Here is a 17,294-nt window from a genome sequence, read left to right as displayed (position 1 = left end):
AAGGAACTGGTGACATGAAAAAAACAACACAGCTTATGGAGGAGCTAAATGGAAGCGATGATATCAACAGTTTTCTAAGCAACAATAAGGATTCTCTTGACAGACAGGATTTTGCACGTTATCTTTGTGAGCTTGTGAAAAAGAAAAAGATGACAAAGATAGAGGTCATAAGAATATCCCAGCTAAATCAAATATATGGATATCAGATATTTGCAGGAGCAAGACTTCCAAGCAAGGATAAGATAATCGCTATCGCACTTGCTATGAAGCTTGATGTTGATACCGTTCAGCGACTTCTGACCCTTGCGGGTGAAGCTCAGCTTTATCCTAAAAACACCCGTGATTGCATACTCATTGATGCAATAAACAAAGGCTATGATGTGGCAAAGCTCAACAAAGTGCTTTTTGAAAATGGTTCACAGTGCCTTAAATAACGATCGTTTCATAAAGCAGCTCCGGCTCTTCGGAGCTGCTTTTTTATTATCGTAACAAATATTATATCACATTTTGACAAGGTTTTCAAGAGTTGTCAGGAAATAAAAACACACGCCGCAGAAAATTTCCGCGGCGTGTTTCTCTCTATTTAACTCTTATGGAACGAGAGTTGTAGTTGTTGCTTTATCCTTTGCAGATGTAGTTGTTTCTGCTACAGAAGAATCGGTCTTTGCTGTTGTTGTGGTCGTAGTTGTTGCTTCGCTTGCTGCAGCCGATGAAGAATCGTCAGTTGCAGGCTTTGAAGCCGCACCAGCCTTAGTTGTTGTGTAACCCTCGGCTTCAATTACCTTCTTCTTGAAATCTGCTTCTTTGTTGTAGTAAGATGTTGAGAAGTAAGGCTCTTCAGTAAATGTTTCACCTGTTGCAACGATATTTGAGCAGTAGATCGAAGCATAGAATGAAACTGCTTTTTTCTCCTTGTCTGTCTTTACAGTTATCTTGTAAAGATTGTAGAGTGCATTTGTGTTCTCCCAAGAATCATAATTCTTCTTGTTTGTGAACGCAACATAAGTGTCAACGTAATCAAAAGACTCGATAGATGTTACCTTGCCGTCAAAGTCAGCAGGATATGGAGCGTAATGACCCTTTATATCCTTTCTCATGTCTTCGATCTTGTCGTCGAGATATGACTGATAGCTGTCCATAGCAGCCTTACCGTTGTCAGCTGTTACATATGCAGGGAATGTTTCGTCAACTGTTATTTCCTTAACATAAACAGTGTCGCCCCAGTCGTTTGTTTCAGTTTTGCCGGAAAGTGTGATACCATTTCTTGCAAGTGAGGAATAAGGGCTGCAAGTTACCTTGAATGTGCCGCCGATACCGATATAATCGTCGCATGATACTGAGTAAGAAACATTGTCCTTGAGAGCAGCAGGGATAGACTCGCTCTTTACTGAGTAAGGCTTAACAAATGGAACACCGCCTGAGCATTCAAATTCAAGTCCCTCGAATGGGTCGACCTCCTGAGTCTTTTCAAGACCCTCAACAGTGAAATCCTTTGTTACCTTGCCGTCCTTAACGTCGGCTGTCTTGTATGTATAATACTTGTCGTCATATTCAAACCAAGTCATGTCACCGCTTTCTTCTGCACCATAAACGTCTATGTTAGCTGTAACAGTGTACTTGTCGCCGTTTTTCAGATCTGACTTGTAGTCATAATCATAGTAGATAAATGGATATGCTGAGTCATATGAAACGTCAGCAGAGCCGTTGCCGTCAAAGCCTGAGAACTTGACCTCAACGCCCTTGAAGAAGTCGATCTCCTCACCGTTTTTAAGATCCTTTACAGTTACCTCAAACTCAGTGTTCTTTAGCTTTATGTTCTTGTCCTTGAGAGAATCTTCGTTGTACTTTACGGTGCATTTTACCTTGTCACCGTTTTTAAGATTCTTGTTTGCTTTCTTATCAAAGCTTATCTTCAGTTTATACTCGCCGTCGCTGTTTGTTTTGAGAAGGGCATTTCTCATCTGCTTAGCTTCTGCAAAATCGTCAGCTTTGTTAAATGCTTCTGTAAGAGTTTTCTTGTCAATTGCAAAATACTTGCTTACCTTTGATGACTTGTCAGATGAGCTTGCAAAGTCGGAAAGATCATCAAGGTCGCCAAGGTCAAGATCTGCCTCGTCAGCAAGGTCGCCGAGAGCGCTTGTAGCGTCTGCCATTGAATAGTAGCTCTTGTCATAGCAGTTAAGCTCTGCCTCAACATAGCCACAGCCGTCAATGCCCTTAAATTCAAACTTGAAAAGATCCTTTGCGTCGATCACCTGATATTTAAGAATGTTGCACAGAATGATGATCGCAACGATAACAACGATAAGAGCCGCAGCAGCGATAAGCGTTATCTTCTTGTGACCCTTTACCCATTCGCCAAGCTTAGCAAAAGGATTTGGCTTTGCAGCCGCAGGAGCTGCTGCCTGAGTGTAGTTGTTTGCTGGTTGTGCATACTGCTGGTCATACTGAGGAGCCTGCTGCTGTACAGGCTGAGCCTGCTGAACGGGTGCCTGAGCAGGTGCTGCCTGCTGTGTGGAAATGCCTGCCTCGGCTTCCATTTCGGCGATAGACGCACCGCAGCCGCCACAGAATTTTTCTTCTGGACCTATTGGCGCTCCGCACTTAGCACAAAACTTGATAGTGTTCATTTCATACCTCCATTGATACTTCTTTTCTAAACAGGATAAAATTTTTTATCCTATTCATACATTCTAAGTATAATATTAGCAGAAAGAAATGTCAAGAAAAACTCGTTGAAACCGCCTTGTTCTGTATGATTTTTGTAGATTTGTACAATAACGCAAGAAAAAATCATACACTTTGATAACGTTTTAGACACAATTTTTCTGCATTAAAAAACTGAATATAAATGGGGATACTGAGTGTGGTATATCTTCTCTGTCCATGAGCGTATGCTCTCGCACTCTGACAAGAATTCCTCAGAGCCTTTTCCAATAGGGCGGGGAGCTTTGCCACTGCATAGGAGATATCATCAAGTGTGCAGGATTGTGCTATATATGATATTCTTACATAATATTTATTCCAGGCATTTTCGAGTTCTTCGAGCCTTTGGGCTGTGTCGCTGTCATCATTTCTGTAGCTGTTTTCAGCGGCGTTCACAAGGCTTATGAACTTATCGTTTTCTTTTTTTACCGCAAATACGGAGAACACTGACATGGCGGCTATGACAGTGAGGATAATAATGCAGGCGGTCAATCTTTTCATTGTGATTGCTCCTTTATACTTTTTTCTTGCTCTTGTCTTTTCTTATGGCAACTATCTGCCTGAGGGGTCAGCGGTGCAGATGTAAACATCTTTCAGGGGCATACCCTTTTCTCCTAGCTTTTTCATGAGCCACTTTTCGTCTTTGCCGATAAGACCAAGGGCGGAGTATATTATCCTTCCGTTGTCGACAACGAGCTGTGGAGGGTCGGTCTGAGAGTCTTTTATGCCAATTCCGCCATTGTTCACAGGTCGAAACTGTGCTTTCTGATAGACCGATATCTTGCCTGTTGTTTCCACCACCGCAAGCTGTACCTCGTTTATATCGAATATACCCATGCTTCTTAGGGACTCCAAAAGATCGTCTGCAGAAAAACGCAGGTCTTTGAGCTGTTTTTGATCTATGATCCCACGGGACACGACTATTTTCGGAGAGCCGCATATGAGCTTTCTAAGCCCTCTGAATTTAAGCGAGCAGTGAGAGAGTATAACGTCAAGGCACACCAGCGTGAATATAGGCACTATGCCCATTGACATCGGTATAGTCATATCCTCGATAGGCAGGGTGGCGATGTTTGAAAGCAGAAGCGTTATAACAAGCTCCGAGGGCTGTAATTCGCCTATCTGCCTTTTGCCCATAAGGCGTATGCTTATGACAATTAGTATATAAAGTATAACGGCTCTGAAAAAAACTATCAGCATTTTGTTTTCCTCCAATATGGTCAAAGCTATTTTTTGCAGCTTTAACGCAGAATATTCTGATAACAGACGCAGATAATAAATACAACAAAATTTCATGTAGGAGAAACAAAATGAATACACCCGATTTCAGAAACTACAAAAACGCTGAGATAGATAAGACCATTGACGCTGCCATGACTTCACTTCGCACCATAACAGGCAATTCAATGGATCTTAACATAATGAATGTGAAGATATGCTCCGTAAGCTGTGCGGTGGTATCCATAGAGGGAATGATCTCAACGAGCGCAATGTCAGAGCTTATTTTCAGACCTATAATGGAGCTTTCTGCACAAAAGTCAAAGGGCAATGCAGAGCAGGTATTCGACTTCCTAACAAAAGAAAGCCTGCTTGCCGCCGAGAGAAAAACGGTCTTTAATTATGGTGACATCATACAGTTTTTGTTTTCGGGCTTTGCGGTCATATTTGTGGAGGGGCTTTCAAAGGCTGTTGTTTACGGTATCCAAGGTTACGACAAGCGGTCGGTTTCTGAGCCTGCAAGCGAGCAGACTATAATGTGCGCACAGGATTCTTTTACGGAAACAATAAGAACTAATATTTCTCTTGTGCGCCGACGAATGAAAACACCATCGCTACGGTTTGAGATGATGCAGATAGGAAAGCGTTCTTCCACCGACGTGTGCATGGTCTACATGAGCGACCGGGCAAGCTCAGACGCTGTGGACAGGCTGAGAAAACAGCTCAAAGGCATAAAGCTCGATACTGTTCTCACAAGCGGATATATCGAACCTTTTATCGACGAAGGCTTCGGTTCGTCAGTGTTTTCACAAATGGCTTATTCCGAAAGACCTGATATGATATGCACAAGGTTAAATCAGGGCAGGATATGTGTTTTTGTGGACGGCACGCCATTTGTGCTTATCTGCCCATCGCTTTTTGCGGAAAATTTTCAGACCATGGACGATTTTGCGGAAAAGCCTTTTTACGTCACCTTTATGCGGTGGCTGAAATATATTGCGTTCTTTCTAGCGGTGGCTTTTCCGGGACTGTATGTTGCACTGGCGAGCTTTCACCCTGAGGTCTTCACATTGAAGCTTCTTCTGAATCTTGCAGTCTCAGAGGAGTCAACGCCTTATCCGTTGACAGTGGAGGTGCTTGTGCTAATGCTTCTATTTGAGATAATGAAAGAAGCAGGCTTGCGGCTTCCAAAGGCTGTGGGAAGCACTGTTTCTATAGTGGGCGGTCTTATCATAGGCGATGCTGCCGTAAAAAGCGGACTTGTGTCCGCCCCTCTGCTTATAGTGGTGGGGATAACCACAACATCATCGTTCGTTATACCGAGCCTTTATCAGCAGACGGCTATATTAAGGCTAGTGTATATCCTGGTGGGCGGCGGCTCGGGGCTTTATGGCATTGCACTTTGCACTGTGCTTTTGATGATAAATATAAACTCCATGGACGACCTTGCAGTATCTTACACCGCTCCTGTTACGCCATTTTTCTCAAAGGGTATAAAGGACGTTATTTCAAGGCGGAGCTTTCGGTCATATGAGAAAACTCACAGCACCATTAAAGAATACAAGCTTGACGAAAAGGGGGGAAGCCAATGAAAAAGCTTACGCCATCGCAGTTTTTTGCAATGCTTATCTGTACAAGAGCCTTTTCAATGATGACATTTCTCCCTGAAAGCACCGCAAACGCTTTGGAGCTTATGCTTGGAACAATGCTGTCTACAGTTTTTCAGATAGCTATGATATGCGGTATGGCGGCTTTCCACAAGCGCTTTCCTAATGATGACCCATGCACCCTTGTGGTGAGCCGTTCAAAGTGGGCAGGCAGGGGAGTTTGTACAATGTATCTTGCATATTTTCTTACAGTGTCATTTTATGTTATCGGCACCTTCACCTATTTTATGGATTATTATTTTTCTGATTATATACCACGGCTCATGATAGTTCTCAGCGTTGCCGCCTGCGGGATATATGTTGCAATGTCAGGCCTTGGGGTCATAGGAAAAACGGGGACAGTGCTTTTTGTACTTTTTCTCTTTGTGACATCCATCCTTGTTATAAGCTCTCTTGAAGATTTCACATTCGTTGATTTTCACCTTGCGGAAAGAAACGTTGGAAAAGGCATTTTTCATTCTGCTGTCAGCGAGCTTGCAAGAAGCTCTTATCTTGCAGTGATAGCTTTTCTTTTACCCTCAATAAAGGGCAACGCCGCAAAAACGTCTATGTATTTTCTGTTCACAAGGCTTGCCCTTGTTGAAATAGTCTTAGGCTTTATCACAATGATACTTGGAGATTACACTCTTCTTGCAAAACTGCCATTCTTCGCACTTGCGGCATTTTCACGCACTGCCATAATAGAACGCTATGACGCCGCTGTTATGGGCGTGTGGGTAATGCTCTCGGTATATAAGCTGGGAGTATATTTCCATTGTTCAGGCAGATGCCTGAGATATGTTTTTCCTAAGCTCGGTTCTGGCTCGGGCGTGATAATAACAGCGGCGATTCCTGCGGCGGCAACGCTTTTCTGGCTCTTGCCTCACAAGTGGGAGAGCATCGCATACGCAGGGCTCAGCCCTATCCCACTCATATTTCTCGGAGGCGTAATACCGCTTCTATGCCTGATATTTGTGAAAAAGGGGGCGAGATCTGATGAAAAAGCGTAAGATACAGGTGGCTGTTGTGCTTTTTATCGCAGCAGTGACGCTGTTGTCTTCCTCTTTCGGCAGGCAGGTGGATATCGAGGAGCGTGTTCTTTGCCACGCCATGGGCGTTGACTATGAGAACGGGGAATACAATGTGTCACTGCAGGTCTTTAAGACCCAGAGTATGGGTTCTGATACTCCTCTCGATGTGAGCCAGTCCAATATACAGACTGTCAATTGCAAAGGCAGGAGTATCCGAGACGCCATTGAGGGCTGTCAGTATCAGATAGGCAGGGAGATATTTTTTGGCCATCTTCAAATAATATGCTTTAATAAAAATATAGATCTTTCCTCTCCGGAGGAGCTGTTCTCTTTTGCTATAAAGGACAAAAATGTTTTTCTTGGAGTAGAGCTTTGCTTGGCGGAAAATACCGCAGAGGAGCTTATGAACGTTCAGCTAACAAGGGGAACGATGTCCTCAGAAAACTTCACACAGGTCATAAAAATGGGTGTGAGAAACGGCATAACGGTGGAGTGCCGCCTTATCGATCTGCTTTCCTGCATAAGATCACCGCAGTATATCGCAATGCCGGTTATCTCTATCAAACAACCGCTGGGAGATTTTGCGGAGAGCCATGAGGAAAAGTCAGCGGAACAGCAGGAGCCGCTTTTGGAAATAAAAAAGACCGCCCTTATACGAAAAGGTACGGTGCTTGAGAGCTATCTTTCCCACGCTGACGCATCAGGCTGTCTGTGGCTCACGGGAAAGGCAGAGCAGTATTCTGATATTATCGAATATAATGGAAGCCCCATGGACGTTAGGATAACCTCTGACAGCCACAGCCTGAAGCTTGATAACGAGAACGGCAGGCTCGTATGCAGATTGAAGCTCACTGTTCTTGCACACACTTCTCTTGATATCCGTGACGAGAAAAGTTCAGACGAGGTTGCAGCACTTGTGAAACAGCGTCTTGAAGAAAACATCACAGGGGTGTGGAACAAAGCCCTGTATGAGAACAGGACGGATATTTTTGATGTGTGGCGGCTTTTCCGTCACAAATATCCGCAAAGCTATCTGAAGTATGCCGACCGCCTTGATGAAGTGCTAGGCTCGGTGGAGCTTGAAACGGATATCACCTGTCGGGTGTCATAAGACAGAGCATATCCTCGGGAAGCGGTGCGGTAACAGTCACTATCCTGCCGTTTTCGGGGCTTTGAAAAGTCATTTTCTCGCAGTGGAGAGCCTGACGGCTTATAAGAGGGCTTGCCTCACCATAAAGGTCATCACCCAGGAGAGGACAGCCCATAAAAGCCGAGTGTACTCTTATTTGGTGCGTTCTGCCGGTTTCAAGAAAGAAGTCCACAAGAGAAAGATCTCCCAGCCTTTTGCGTACAAGATAATCCGTTGCGGAATATTGTCCGTCAGCCCTCACACAGCGTTTTATTATAGTTTCCTGCTCCCTTGCGATAGGCGCACAGATACGCCCGCCGCAGTGGGGCAGGTCTTTTATTATTCCAACATAGGTCTTTTCAAAGCTTTTTTGGAGCATTGCGGCGCTTCGCTGACTTTTTGCCACAAGCACACAGCCGCTCGTGTTGCGGTCAAGGCGGTTGACAGGTCTAAAAGCGAGGCTTGGATAAAGTGCGGCAAAAAGATTTCCCAGCGTATCGTCACGATGCTTTATTGATGGGTGGCAGGGCATAAAAGGCGGCTTTGAGAACACCACCACCTCGCTGTCTTCATAGAGGATATCAGCTTTCAGGTCAGGATTAGGGTCAAGAGCTTCACCGTCACCCTCGTTTATCATGATGATGTCATTTTCATACACAAGGTCAACAGTGCGGATAAGGACGCCCTTTCTTGTCATGCCGTTTTCAGTGCGTTTGAGCCTTGTTATGAGCCTTTTTGAAAAGCCCCTTGAACGCAGTACACATTCAAGGGCTTTTTCATTTTCTTCTTTTGTTATTGTCACAGTCATTTGCTGTATTTCCTCCAGCGCTTTATCATTGACGGCATTTTGTCCTGCCAGTAGCTTCCCATTATATCCTGCAAAAACACTATATAGCTTAGTCTGAAATATGGATAGATGATAAAAACAGGATATACTAACAGAAGTGCGGGGATATACATAACAAAGCTCAGCAGGAACGAGATATATCTGCCATGCTGACCGTCCATGAGCCTTACAGAAAGATCGCAGGCGTCAAAAATGTTGGTGCGTGGGTTTAGAGTCATTATATATGGCGCAAGGGCAAGGGATATCCAGTAATGCACCATAAGTCCGAAAAACACAACAGACAGACCGAGTGAGAACATGAAACAAAGAAGACCTGCGGAGGTAAGCTCGCTGAGCTTGCATACCCAGCCCCAATAATACACGCTGTAGGTTGAGATAGCGAAAGGTACTGCGGAAAATAATTTCAGTGAATTAATTATAATGGAAGAAAACATGGTGTGGGAATAATATACATAAGAATGTGAGTTTATATACTGCCTCGATCCCACATAGCTGTCTGCTCTTGCAATATCAACAAAAAATCTGCGGACAGTCCACATTTCAAAAGCTGCAAAAGGTATAATGACAATGAGGTCAAGAAACCAGAACAGCCTTACGGAAACATGATCTTTTATTCCCTGCCACGAGAAAAAGTACTCCCAGCCGATGCGTTTGAAAAGCATAAAAAGGGCAAGCTCGCACAGACCAAGAAATACAAACACCGCAAACAAAAATGCCGTAAGCGATACGCAGTTTCCCATGTTCTGGCTTATATTTTTTCTTGCTGACAGTTTTATCTCTTTGTTTGTCAAGCCTTTTCCCCCTCGTTTCTGTTTTTTACTGCTTACTTATCCTCTTCGTCAGTATAATAATCCTCAACAGTGTAATCAGGCATTTCCTCATATTTTGGCGGATATGTTCCTATTACCTCGAAAGCGTTTGAACGCTGCCACATGGAAGCTGTCACCATGACTTCAAAGCCCTCACCGAAATCGCAGGCGTAGTCCATAGGCTTCCTTTTCGGCACGCCGAAGCCTGCCAGCATATTCATTATAAGACCTCCGTGGGTGCATACCGCAACATTTGTAAGGCCCTCGTACATCATATCGGAAATGATGATGTTCAGAGCTTCATAACAGCGGTTTATGACATCTCTTGTTGATTCGCCGTTCGGCGGAGGATTGTCAAGTCCTCCTTTTATGAACTGCTCATAATCAGGGTCGTTCATAAGCTCATCAGCGGTCTTGTTCTCAAACTTGCCGAAGTCCATTTCACGAAGCTCAGGCATCTCAGCCACAAGCCTGTTAGGCTGGAGTATAGATATAGTCTGTTTGCACCTTTTTAAAGGCGAGGTGTAGACCTTCTGCACCGAAGGGTAATCATACTTTTCTATCTTTTCATAAAGCTGGTCAGCACCCTCTCTGCACAGGGGCAAGTCGGTAGTACCGATATAACGTCCGTCAAGATTTGCCTGCGTCATTCCGTGACGGATAAATGCTATTCTGTAGCCTTTCATATTTAAAATACCTGCTTTCTTTTTTCTTTTATGATAAGTGCTTTAAAACCTGCACAAATTTTTTTCACTTAAATACGTCATTTTATAGATTTTATATTTACAAATACATAAATTTATAGTATAATAGAATAATGGTTGAAAAACCAATATGATTTTATATATGGGAGATATTACATGAGCAATGACAGCAAAGATGAGCTGACTCTCAGGATAGGTGAGAAGCTTACTGCCGCGAGGATAGAAAGCGGCTATACACAAAGCCGTGCGGCCAGAGCAGTCGGCACCAGCCAGTCTTGCATATCAGCCGTTGAACACGGCAAAAAGCAGAACGTCAATATCATCATTGCTCTTATAAAGCTTTACGGTGCTTCCTATGAAGATGTGTTCGGTTTAGTCAAGGTCAGAGAAAAAAACTCTGCGTTAGGCTGTCCGGACGAGGGAAGCGAGCTGCTGAGGGAGCTTATAAAAGACAGCGGCATAAAGGGTCTTGAAACTCAGACGGACATGGCGGTGAAAATATGCACCTATATGCTTTTGAGAAAGCTTTACTCTGAAAATCCTCACAACTCCCACAAGCTTTTTGAGCTTGACACTGAGGAAACCATGGAACGCTGTGTAAAATATCTTTCCGCTCAGCCTGAAGACCTTGACAGGATCCTTGGCATGGCAGGAAAAAAGGTGAACAGGCTTGAGGTTTCAGTGGGGAAAAATCCTGAACTGAGGGCGTTTATCAAAGAGTGCGAACACATTTTGCTCGCTTGCACATAAGAATTTTGATACCGATGCTATCATACTTCGGATATTATAACACACTTTTCAACTAATTTCAAGTGAGGTATAAAAATGAAAAAGCCTGAAAGGCGGCTGTTTGTATCGGCAGCGTGTGCGGCGGCTCTTATGGTGTGCGGAGCGGTTATGATGCACTTAGATAAAAAGCCTGACGAGGCGACATTTTTCGCCATGGATTGCCCATGCACGGCGGCTGTATACGGCGGCGACGCTGAGGCGGTGAAGGACAGGATAAAGGCTTTGGAAAAGCTTTATTCGCCTTATGAGGAAGGCTCGGAGTTATCACGGCTCAATGAGAGCGGCAGGCTTGAGCTTTCTGAGGAAACTGCACAGCTTATAGAAAAGAGCATAGAGCTTACAAAAAAATACGGCGGAGCGGATATTTCCGCAGGGGCGTTGACAGCACTTTGGAACGTCACCGGTGAAGAACCGAGAGTGCCTGAGCAAAGTGAGATACAGACTGCTCTTTCCGCTGTGGGATATGAGAATATAAAGCTTTCAGGGAGCGAATGTGTCCTTGAAAACGGCACACAGATAGACGTGGGCTGTGACGGAAAGGGCTTTGCCCTTGACGAAGTGAAAAAGCTTTTGGATAGCGAAAAAGCCGATTGTGCGGTGGTGAGCTTTGGCTCGTCAACGCTTCTTTACGGGCAGAAGCCTGATAAAACAGATTTCAAGGTCGCAGTCACAGACCCTTTTGATAACGATAACACCTGCCTTAGCTTCACAAGCGGCGGCGGTTCTGTTTCCACTTCCGGGGGATATGAGCGTTATTTTGAAGCACAGGCAAAAAGTGGAGCCATATTTTTGACCTGACAACAGGTTATCCATGTGAAACAGACCTTGTTTCTGTAACTGTTGTGGGGCAGAGCGGCATTGAAACCGATTTTCTGTCTACCTGCATTTTTATTGGCGGAAGCGGTGAGCTTGACAGGTGGCTCAGTGATGAAGATATAGAAGTTATTGCCATTGATGAAAATGGCGTAGTTTATTGCTCTGACAGTATAAAGAGCAGGATAAGTATAAGTGATGATAAATTCAGGTTTGAATAGTCATAAAGTATGATAAGGGGGAAAATTATGAAACTCAACAGCATTTTTCTTTCCCACAAAAAGGGGACGGAAAACAGCGAAACTATCGCCATGCCGCTGCCTGCAAGAGTGAAGATATCCATGTCACAGCACATGGGAGCACCTTGCGAGCCGACAGTTGCCAAGGGTGACAGAGTGCTTGTGGGACAGGTCATAGGCGAAAGCAACGCTTTTATGTCATGCCCTGTTCACTCGTCTGTGTCAGGCACAGTGGCGGCGATATCCGAACTGCTCACAGCAGGCGGAAAGGTGTGCAAAATGGTGGAGATCGACACCGACGGAGAGCAGGAGGTATCACCTGACGTAAAGCCGCCTGTTATAACAGACAAAGCGAGCCTTTGCGAAGCCGTAAGGCAGTCAGGCTGCTGCGGAATGGGCGGCGCAGGCTTCCCGACGCACATAAAGCTCAACTTTGACGAGAACAAATACAAGGTCGATACCCTTGTTATAAACGCCGCCGAGTGTGAGCCTTACATAACAAGCGACTACCGTGAGATGATGGAGAACGCTGACGATGTTATGTGCGGAATAAAGCTCGTGCGTGATATGCTGGGGCTTAAAAAGGTCGTTATCGGTATCGAGGACAACAAGCCGCAGGCTATTAAGCTTATGCGTGAAAAGTCGGCTGATGATGAGGGTATTGAAGTAAAAGTGCTGAAGTCTTGCTATCCTCAGGGCGCAGAAAAGGTGATAATATTCAACGCCACGGGACGTGTAGTTGGCGAGGGTCAGCTTCCGTCAGATCAGGGCGTTATCGTAATGAACGTTACCACAGCAGGCTTTATCGGCGAGTATTCCAAAACAGGTATGCCACTCATATCAAAGCGTATAACTGTTGACGGTGACGTGGTTTCAACGCCTTGCAACGTGAGAGTACCTATAGGAACTTCTGCGGAGGATATACTGAAATTCGGTGACTGCGATAAAGAAAAGGTTAGAAAAGCCCTTTTTGGCGGTCCTATGATGGGAATGTGCCTTTATGAGCTTGACACCCCTGTGACAAAGACCACAAACGCCATTCTTGCATTTGGTGAAAAGGCTGATAAGAAAAAGGGCATCGAGGACAGGTGCACACAGACAAACTGCATAAAGTGCGGAAGATGTATCTCTGCTTGTCCGCTGAATCTTATGCCTACAGAGCTTGAAAAGGCTTATGACAGGCGTGACAAAGAGGCTCTTATGAAGCTCAAGGTGGGTCTTTGCATGAACTGCGGTTCATGTTCATACGTCTGTCCTGCAAAGAGAGATCTTGCAGAGAAAAATCAGCTTGCAAAAGCTTTCATAAGAACATAAGGAGGTAAGAAAATATGGAAAAAATGCTTGTCAGCCCTTCACCTCAGATAAGGGATAATATTTCTACCTCTAAGGTGATGACCCATGTGCTTGTGGCACTTTGCCCTGCACTTGCAATGTCTGCCTATGTTTTCGGCGGACGTGCGCTCATGCTCACAGGCTTCTGCATGATAACGGCACTCATATGGGAAAGGCTTTGCAATCTTATAATGAAAAGACCTGATTCCACAAAGGACGTTTCGGCACTTGTGACCGGTATGCTTTTAGCGTTCAATCTCCCTGTGACAATGCCTTACTGGCAGGCTGCTATCGGCACATTCGTTGCTATCGTAATCGTAAAGCAGCTTTTTGGCGGTCTGGGACAGAATTTTGCCAACCCTGCTATCGTGGGAAGAATAGTTCTTATGCTTGCTTTCACAGGCAACATGACCCATTGGGTAGTGCCTTTCTATGACCCTGACAATATCGTAACAGGTGCAACACCTCTTGCGGCGGCACATTCCGCCCCTGCCGATTATCTCGATCTTTTCCTTGGAAAAGTAGGCGGCTGTCTTGGCGAGGTGTCTGCGGCGGCTTTGCTCATTGGCGGCATATACCTTATAATGATGAAGATAATCTCAGTACATACACCTCTTGCATTTATCGGCACAGTTTTCGTGTTCTCTTACCTCTGCGGCGAGGACGGTATCTATCAGATACTTGCAGGCGGTGTAATGCTCGGTGCATTCTTCATGGCAACTGACTATGTTACAACTCCTGTTACAAAAACAGGAAAGGTGATATTCGGTATCGGCTGCGGCGTGATAACCTGCGTGATTCGTTTCTTTGGCTCTTATCCTGAGGGTGTTTCATTCTCAATACTGCTTATGAATATACTTACACCATATATCGACATGATAACAAAAACTAAGCCTTTAGGGGCTATAACAAAGAAGAAGGAGGCGAAGTCTGAATGAAAGATAAAATAATGCCTCCATTGGTTCTGACTATAATATGTATAGTTGTCAGCGGACTTTTGGTGCTTGCCTATAATGCCACATATGTTGACAATACAGGTGTTCTTACAGACGATATGAAAAAGGGCTGTGAGGAGATATTCGGCAAGGGCGATTATGAGATAATGCTTGACGGCGAGGGTGACGGCAAGACCCCGGTCACATTTGATGCAGAGGGCGTGAACTCCATTATCGCAGATAAAGATAACGGCAGATGCGTTATCGAGATAACTGAGGACGGCTATTCAAAGGGTGGACTTCATCTGCTTATCGGTATAAACAGCGAAGGAACTGTGGAGGGGATAGAATTTCTCTCTATAGGCGAAACTCCTGGTCTTGGCACAAAGGTGCAGGACGATAGTTTTCTTTCAAAGCTAAAGGGCTTTGGTGTTGACACTGATGAAAATTCTATCGACAATGTTACCGCTGCCACCTATTCTTCAAAGGGAATGAAATCTGCGTGCAAAAAGGCTGTGAAGCTTTTTGACGAGCATAAGGAGGAGATACTCAATGGCTGAGAAAAATTCTAATCTGTATGAATTTACAAAGGGTATCATAAAGCAAAACCCGACGCTTGTTACGCTTCTTGGTATGTGTCCAACCCTTGCGGTCACAACAATGGCGAAAAACGGTATCGGAATGGGACTTGCCACAACGTTCGTGCTTGTCTGCTCAAACTTTGTTATATCCCTTTTGAAAAACGTTATCCCAAAGGCTGTAAGACTGCCTTGTTTTATCGTAATAATCGCAGGCTTCGTTACTCTTATCGAGTTTCTTATGAAAGGCTATATACCTGAGCTTTACAGTGCATTAGGCGTATTCCTGTCACTTATCACGGTAAACTGTATTATCCTTGGCAGAGCGGAGGCTTTTGCCAGCAAGAACAAGATATTCCCGTCCATACTTGACGGACTTGGAATGGGTCTTGGATTTACACTTTCACTTTTCACAATGGGTTCTATAAGAGAGATACTTGGCACAGGCTCATGGTTCGGCTTCAAGATACCTTTCCTGTGCGACGATCCTATGACAGTGTTCATCATGCCGGCAGGCGGATTTTTCGTGCTTGGCTGTCTTATCGCACTTGTGAACAAGATAGCGAACAAGAAGCCGCCTAAGGAGATATCCTGCTCGGGCTGTCCAAATGCAGCTTTGTGCAAGGGTCAGTGCAGAACAGAGAGTGAGGAGGCATAAAAATGAGTTACATACTTATACTTATTGGCTGTGTGTTCGTAAATAACGTTGTGCTTTCTCAGTTCATGGGAATATGTCCTTTCCTTGGCGTATCAAAGCAGATGAAATCATCTGTGGGAATGGGTGCAGCGGTAATATTCGTTATGATATGCGCAACAGCTATCACATATCCTGTATACAGACTTCTTGAGCATTTTGGCATAGAGTATCTTAAAACAGTGGCATTCATACTTGTTATAGCAATGTTCGTTCAGCTTGTTGAGATAGTCATGAAAAAGATGATGCCGCCTCTCTATAAGGCACTGGGCGTTTATCTGCCTCTTATCACAACCAACTGTGCGGTGCTGGGTGTTACTATCGGAAACATAGACAACGGCTATAATTTTCTTCAGTCCCTTACAAACGCACTTGGAACAGGACTTGCGTTTACTCTTGCCCTCTTGCTTTTCAGCGGAGTAAGAGCAAGGATAGAAAACTGCGATTTTCCTGAAACTTTCAAGGGCGTGCCTGCAACGCTCATTGCGGCGTCTATCGTTTCGCTAAGCTTTATGGGCTTTTCGGGAATAATCTGATAATAATTTATCGATATGAAACGATCAAGGGTTGAATTTACAAAGCCGATGAAAAAGACCCACACTATATTGATACCATCAATGCTTGACTTCCACTTTCCACTGCTTAAATATGCATTTCTTAGCGGCGGATATAAGTGCGACGTTATCGGGGTGAACGAATACAGTCGGTCACAAATGATAAACGCAGGCTGGGAATATTCAAATAATGATGTCTGCTTTCCCTGCAACCTCATAATAGGACAGTTCATATGTGCATTGAAAAGCGGCAAATATGACACCGCAAAAACAGCCCTGCTGCTGCCTCAAACAGGAGGAGGGTGCAGAGCGTGCAATTACATTATGCTGCTGCGAAAAGCTCTTTTGAAAGCCGGTCTGCAAAATGTTCCTGTGGTGTCACTTAATGTCAGCGGCGTTGAGAAACACAGCGGATTTTCCATAACGCCTAAAATGGTGCTGACGGCTTGTGCAGCGATCTATTACAGTGACTTGCTTTTGTATCTTTATAATGAGCTTTCACCCTATGAACTAAAGAAGGGTGAAACGCTTGATAAAGTCCGCCTATGGAACAGCAGGCTGTCACGGCTCTTTGAGCATGGCAAAGCAGCCGATCCGATCTCAATGTGCGTCATATTCCGCAAGATATGCGAAAGCTTTGCTACAATAAATTGTGATAAAAGCAGATCGGTCAAAAAGGTCGCCGTAACAGGGGAGCTTTACATAAAATTCTGTGCTCTCGGCAACGGCGAAACGGAGAAATACCTCCGTGATCTCGGTTGTCAGATATATATGAGCGGCTTTGTTCCATACATAATGTACCTTGCCGATTCCTGTACAAATGATGATAACATTTACGGAAGAAAAACCTTGGCAGGTGTGGGAGCAAAAGTCCTTATTGCCTATATGAAAACGCTTTGGTGCAAAATGAATTCTGCACTTGTACAAAACGGTTTCGAGCCTATGGAAGACTATAGATCCTTGAAAAGCTACGGTGAAAACTTTGGCTGCCTTGGCGAAACAATGGGGGACGGCTGGCTTATCGGTGCAGAAATGTGTTCAGCGTTGAAGAACGGCTGCAAAGGTGTTGTGATGCTGTTGCCGTTTGGCTGCCTTGTGAGCCACACCTGTGCAAGAGGCATAATAAAGCGTATAAAAAAGCTCTACCCAGACAGCATCATAACGGCGGTCGATCACGATTCGGGAACAGCGGACGTTAATATCAAAAACCGCATTAAGATGACCCTTGATTTTATGGATAATAATATAATGAAACACAACAAAAACTGAA

At 44.5% G+C, this 17,294-nt stretch carries 19 protein-coding genes; 13 read left to right on the top strand and 6 right to left on the bottom strand.

What is annotated here, in order from left to right:
- Window positions 1-14: 14 nt before the first annotated feature.
- Window positions 15-434, top strand: a complete 420-nt coding sequence (locus DW793_RS06550) for a hypothetical protein (RefSeq protein ID WP_022288517.1) — start codon at window positions 15-17, stop codon at window positions 432-434.
- Window positions 435-590: 156 nt separating this feature from the next.
- Here the strand turns inward: DW793_RS06550 and DW793_RS06545 are convergent, their stop codons facing one another.
- The 3 genes from DW793_RS06545 to DW793_RS06535 all read right to left on the bottom strand — a co-directional run bounded on the left by DW793_RS06545 (window position 591) and on the right by DW793_RS06535 (window position 3,906).
- Window positions 591-2,630, bottom strand: a complete 2,040-nt coding sequence (locus DW793_RS06545) for a zinc ribbon domain-containing protein (protein ID WP_118157412.1) — start codon at window positions 2,628-2,630, stop codon at window positions 591-593.
- 163 nt (window positions 2,631-2,793) lie between these two features.
- Window positions 2,794-3,207, bottom strand: coding sequence for a DUF4363 family protein (locus tag DW793_RS06540; protein WP_118157411.1), 414 nt, complete (start codon window positions 3,205-3,207; stop codon window positions 2,794-2,796).
- A gap of 51 nt (window positions 3,208-3,258) precedes the next feature.
- Complete coding sequence (locus tag DW793_RS06535; protein ID WP_118157410.1) at window positions 3,259-3,906, bottom strand: DUF421 domain-containing protein; 648 nt, start codon at window positions 3,904-3,906, stop codon at window positions 3,259-3,261.
- Window positions 3,907-4,016: 110 nt separating this feature from the next.
- Between DW793_RS06535 and DW793_RS06530 the strand changes: the two genes are divergently transcribed.
- From DW793_RS06530 to DW793_RS06520, 3 genes are read left to right on the top strand one after another with little or no spacing between them, the layout of a single operon-like run.
- Window positions 4,017-5,516, top strand: coding sequence for a spore germination protein (locus tag DW793_RS06530; protein WP_118157409.1), 1,500 nt, complete (start codon window positions 4,017-4,019; stop codon window positions 5,514-5,516).
- Window positions 5,513-6,580 (top strand): GerAB/ArcD/ProY family transporter, encoded by a 1,068-nt coding sequence (locus DW793_RS06525; protein ID WP_118157408.1) that lies wholly within the window; start codon window positions 5,513-5,515, stop codon window positions 6,578-6,580. Before DW793_RS06530 ends, DW793_RS06525 begins: the two co-directional genes overlap by 4 nt.
- Window positions 6,567-7,712: a Ger(x)C family spore germination protein gene (locus DW793_RS06520; RefSeq protein ID WP_118157407.1), complete on the top strand. Its 1,146-nt coding sequence runs from the start codon at window positions 6,567-6,569 to the stop codon at window positions 7,710-7,712. The genes DW793_RS06525 and DW793_RS06520 overlap by 14 nt, the downstream gene beginning before the upstream one ends.
- On the opposite strand, the gene DW793_RS06515 is transcribed toward DW793_RS06520, so the two are convergent.
- The 3 genes from DW793_RS06515 to DW793_RS06505 are packed head-to-tail and all read right to left on the bottom strand — an operon-like array spanning window position 7,693 to window position 10,072.
- A complete protein-coding gene (locus DW793_RS06515; RefSeq protein WP_252969704.1) occupies window positions 7,693-8,538 on the bottom strand; it encodes an RluA family pseudouridine synthase in 846 nt (281 codons plus the stop codon). The two genes, DW793_RS06520 and DW793_RS06515, sit on opposite strands and share 20 nt — an antisense overlap.
- On the bottom strand, window positions 8,535-9,368 hold the full coding sequence (locus DW793_RS06510; protein WP_117905619.1) for a hypothetical protein: 834 nt from the start codon (window positions 9,366-9,368) through the stop codon (window positions 8,535-8,537). Before DW793_RS06510 ends, DW793_RS06515 begins: the two co-directional genes overlap by 4 nt.
- 32 nt (window positions 9,369-9,400) lie before the next feature.
- A complete protein-coding gene (locus DW793_RS06505; protein ID WP_117864903.1) occupies window positions 9,401-10,072 on the bottom strand; it encodes a histidine phosphatase family protein in 672 nt (223 codons plus the stop codon).
- 174 nt (window positions 10,073-10,246) lie between these two features.
- Between DW793_RS06505 and DW793_RS06500 the strand changes: the two genes are divergently transcribed.
- The 9 genes from DW793_RS06500 (at window position 10,247) to DW793_RS06460 (ending at window position 17,293) form a co-directional block, all read left to right on the top strand.
- Window positions 10,247-10,840 (top strand): helix-turn-helix transcriptional regulator, encoded by a 594-nt coding sequence (locus DW793_RS06500; protein WP_117927711.1) that lies wholly within the window; start codon window positions 10,247-10,249, stop codon window positions 10,838-10,840.
- Between the two features lie 75 nt (window positions 10,841-10,915).
- Window positions 10,916-11,677: an FAD:protein FMN transferase gene (locus tag DW793_RS06495; RefSeq protein WP_118157405.1), complete on the top strand. Its 762-nt coding sequence runs from the start codon at window positions 10,916-10,918 to the stop codon at window positions 11,675-11,677.
- Window positions 11,665-11,913, top strand: a complete 249-nt coding sequence (locus DW793_RS06490) for an FAD:protein FMN transferase (protein ID WP_118157404.1) — start codon at window positions 11,665-11,667, stop codon at window positions 11,911-11,913. The genes DW793_RS06495 and DW793_RS06490 overlap by 13 nt, the downstream gene beginning before the upstream one ends.
- 27 nt (window positions 11,914-11,940) lie before the next feature.
- On the top strand, window positions 11,941-13,245 hold the full coding sequence (rsxC, locus tag DW793_RS06485; protein ID WP_117859097.1) for an electron transport complex subunit RsxC: 1,305 nt from the start codon (window positions 11,941-11,943) through the stop codon (window positions 13,243-13,245).
- 14 nt (window positions 13,246-13,259) lie between these two features.
- Entirely contained in the window at window positions 13,260-14,201 is a 942-nt protein-coding gene (locus tag DW793_RS06480) for an RnfABCDGE type electron transport complex subunit D (protein ID WP_117938824.1), read from the top strand.
- Window positions 14,198-14,758 (top strand): FMN-binding protein, encoded by a 561-nt coding sequence (locus DW793_RS06475; RefSeq protein WP_118157403.1) that lies wholly within the window; start codon window positions 14,198-14,200, stop codon window positions 14,756-14,758. Before DW793_RS06480 ends, DW793_RS06475 begins: the two co-directional genes overlap by 4 nt.
- On the top strand, window positions 14,751-15,434 hold the full coding sequence (locus DW793_RS06470; protein WP_022288500.1) for an electron transport complex subunit RsxE: 684 nt from the start codon (window positions 14,751-14,753) through the stop codon (window positions 15,432-15,434). The genes DW793_RS06475 and DW793_RS06470 overlap by 8 nt, the downstream gene beginning before the upstream one ends.
- A gap of 2 nt (window positions 15,435-15,436) precedes the next feature.
- Window positions 15,437-16,006, top strand: coding sequence for an electron transport complex protein RnfA (locus DW793_RS06465; RefSeq protein WP_022288499.1), 570 nt, complete (start codon window positions 15,437-15,439; stop codon window positions 16,004-16,006).
- 15 nt (window positions 16,007-16,021) lie between these two features.
- Window positions 16,022-17,293 (top strand): 2-hydroxyacyl-CoA dehydratase, encoded by a 1,272-nt coding sequence (locus tag DW793_RS06460; RefSeq protein WP_117864891.1) that lies wholly within the window; start codon window positions 16,022-16,024, stop codon window positions 17,291-17,293.
- Window position 17,294: the final 1 nt, after the last annotated feature.

It is taken from the genome of Ruminococcus sp. AM31-15AC, assembly GCF_003462045.1.
In the GTDB taxonomy this organism is placed as follows: Bacteria; Bacillota; Clostridia; order Oscillospirales; family Ruminococcaceae; genus Hominimerdicola; species Hominimerdicola aceti.
The sequence above is the reverse complement of the archived record's forward strand: the minus strand, read 5'-3'. Positions and strand labels throughout refer to the sequence as shown.

Excerpts from the sequence above, each read along its gene's own strand:
- DW793_RS06465 (WP_022288499.1), top strand. The coding sequence starts at position 15,437 with ATGAGTTACATACTTATACTTATTGGCTGTGTGTTCGTAAATAACGTT.
- DW793_RS06500 (WP_117927711.1), top strand. The coding sequence starts at position 10,247 with ATGAGCAATGACAGCAAAGATGAGCTGACTCTCAGGATAGGTGAGAAG.
- DW793_RS06525 (WP_118157408.1), top strand. The coding sequence starts at position 5,513 with ATGAAAAAGCTTACGCCATCGCAGTTTTTTGCAATGCTTATCTGTACA.
- DW793_RS06540 (WP_118157411.1), bottom strand. The coding sequence starts at position 3,207 with ATGAAAAGATTGACCGCCTGCATTATTATCCTCACTGTCATAGCCGCC.
- DW793_RS06460 (WP_117864891.1), top strand. The coding sequence starts at position 16,022 with ATGAAACGATCAAGGGTTGAATTTACAAAGCCGATGAAAAAGACCCAC.
- DW793_RS06475 (WP_118157403.1), top strand. The coding sequence starts at position 14,198 with ATGAAAGATAAAATAATGCCTCCATTGGTTCTGACTATAATATGTATA.
- DW793_RS06470 (WP_022288500.1), top strand. The coding sequence starts at position 14,751 with ATGGCTGAGAAAAATTCTAATCTGTATGAATTTACAAAGGGTATCATA.
- DW793_RS06535 (WP_118157410.1), bottom strand. The coding sequence starts at position 3,906 with ATGCTGATAGTTTTTTTCAGAGCCGTTATACTTTATATACTAATTGTC.
- DW793_RS06515 (WP_252969704.1), bottom strand. The coding sequence starts at position 8,538 with ATGACTGTGACAATAACAAAAGAAGAAAATGAAAAAGCCCTTGAATGT.
- rsxC (WP_117859097.1), top strand. The coding sequence starts at position 11,941 with ATGAAACTCAACAGCATTTTTCTTTCCCACAAAAAGGGGACGGAAAAC.
- DW793_RS06550 (WP_022288517.1), top strand. The coding sequence starts at position 15 with ATGAAAAAAACAACACAGCTTATGGAGGAGCTAAATGGAAGCGATGAT.
- DW793_RS06480 (WP_117938824.1), top strand. The coding sequence starts at position 13,260 with ATGGAAAAAATGCTTGTCAGCCCTTCACCTCAGATAAGGGATAATATT.
- DW793_RS06495 (WP_118157405.1), top strand. The coding sequence starts at position 10,916 with ATGAAAAAGCCTGAAAGGCGGCTGTTTGTATCGGCAGCGTGTGCGGCG.
- DW793_RS06505 (WP_117864903.1), bottom strand. The coding sequence starts at position 10,072 with ATGAAAGGCTACAGAATAGCATTTATCCGTCACGGAATGACGCAGGCA.
- DW793_RS06520 (WP_118157407.1), top strand. The coding sequence starts at position 6,567 with ATGAAAAAGCGTAAGATACAGGTGGCTGTTGTGCTTTTTATCGCAGCA.
- DW793_RS06545 (WP_118157412.1), bottom strand. The coding sequence starts at position 2,630 with ATGAACACTATCAAGTTTTGTGCTAAGTGCGGAGCGCCAATAGGTCCA.
- DW793_RS06530 (WP_118157409.1), top strand. The coding sequence starts at position 4,017 with ATGAATACACCCGATTTCAGAAACTACAAAAACGCTGAGATAGATAAG.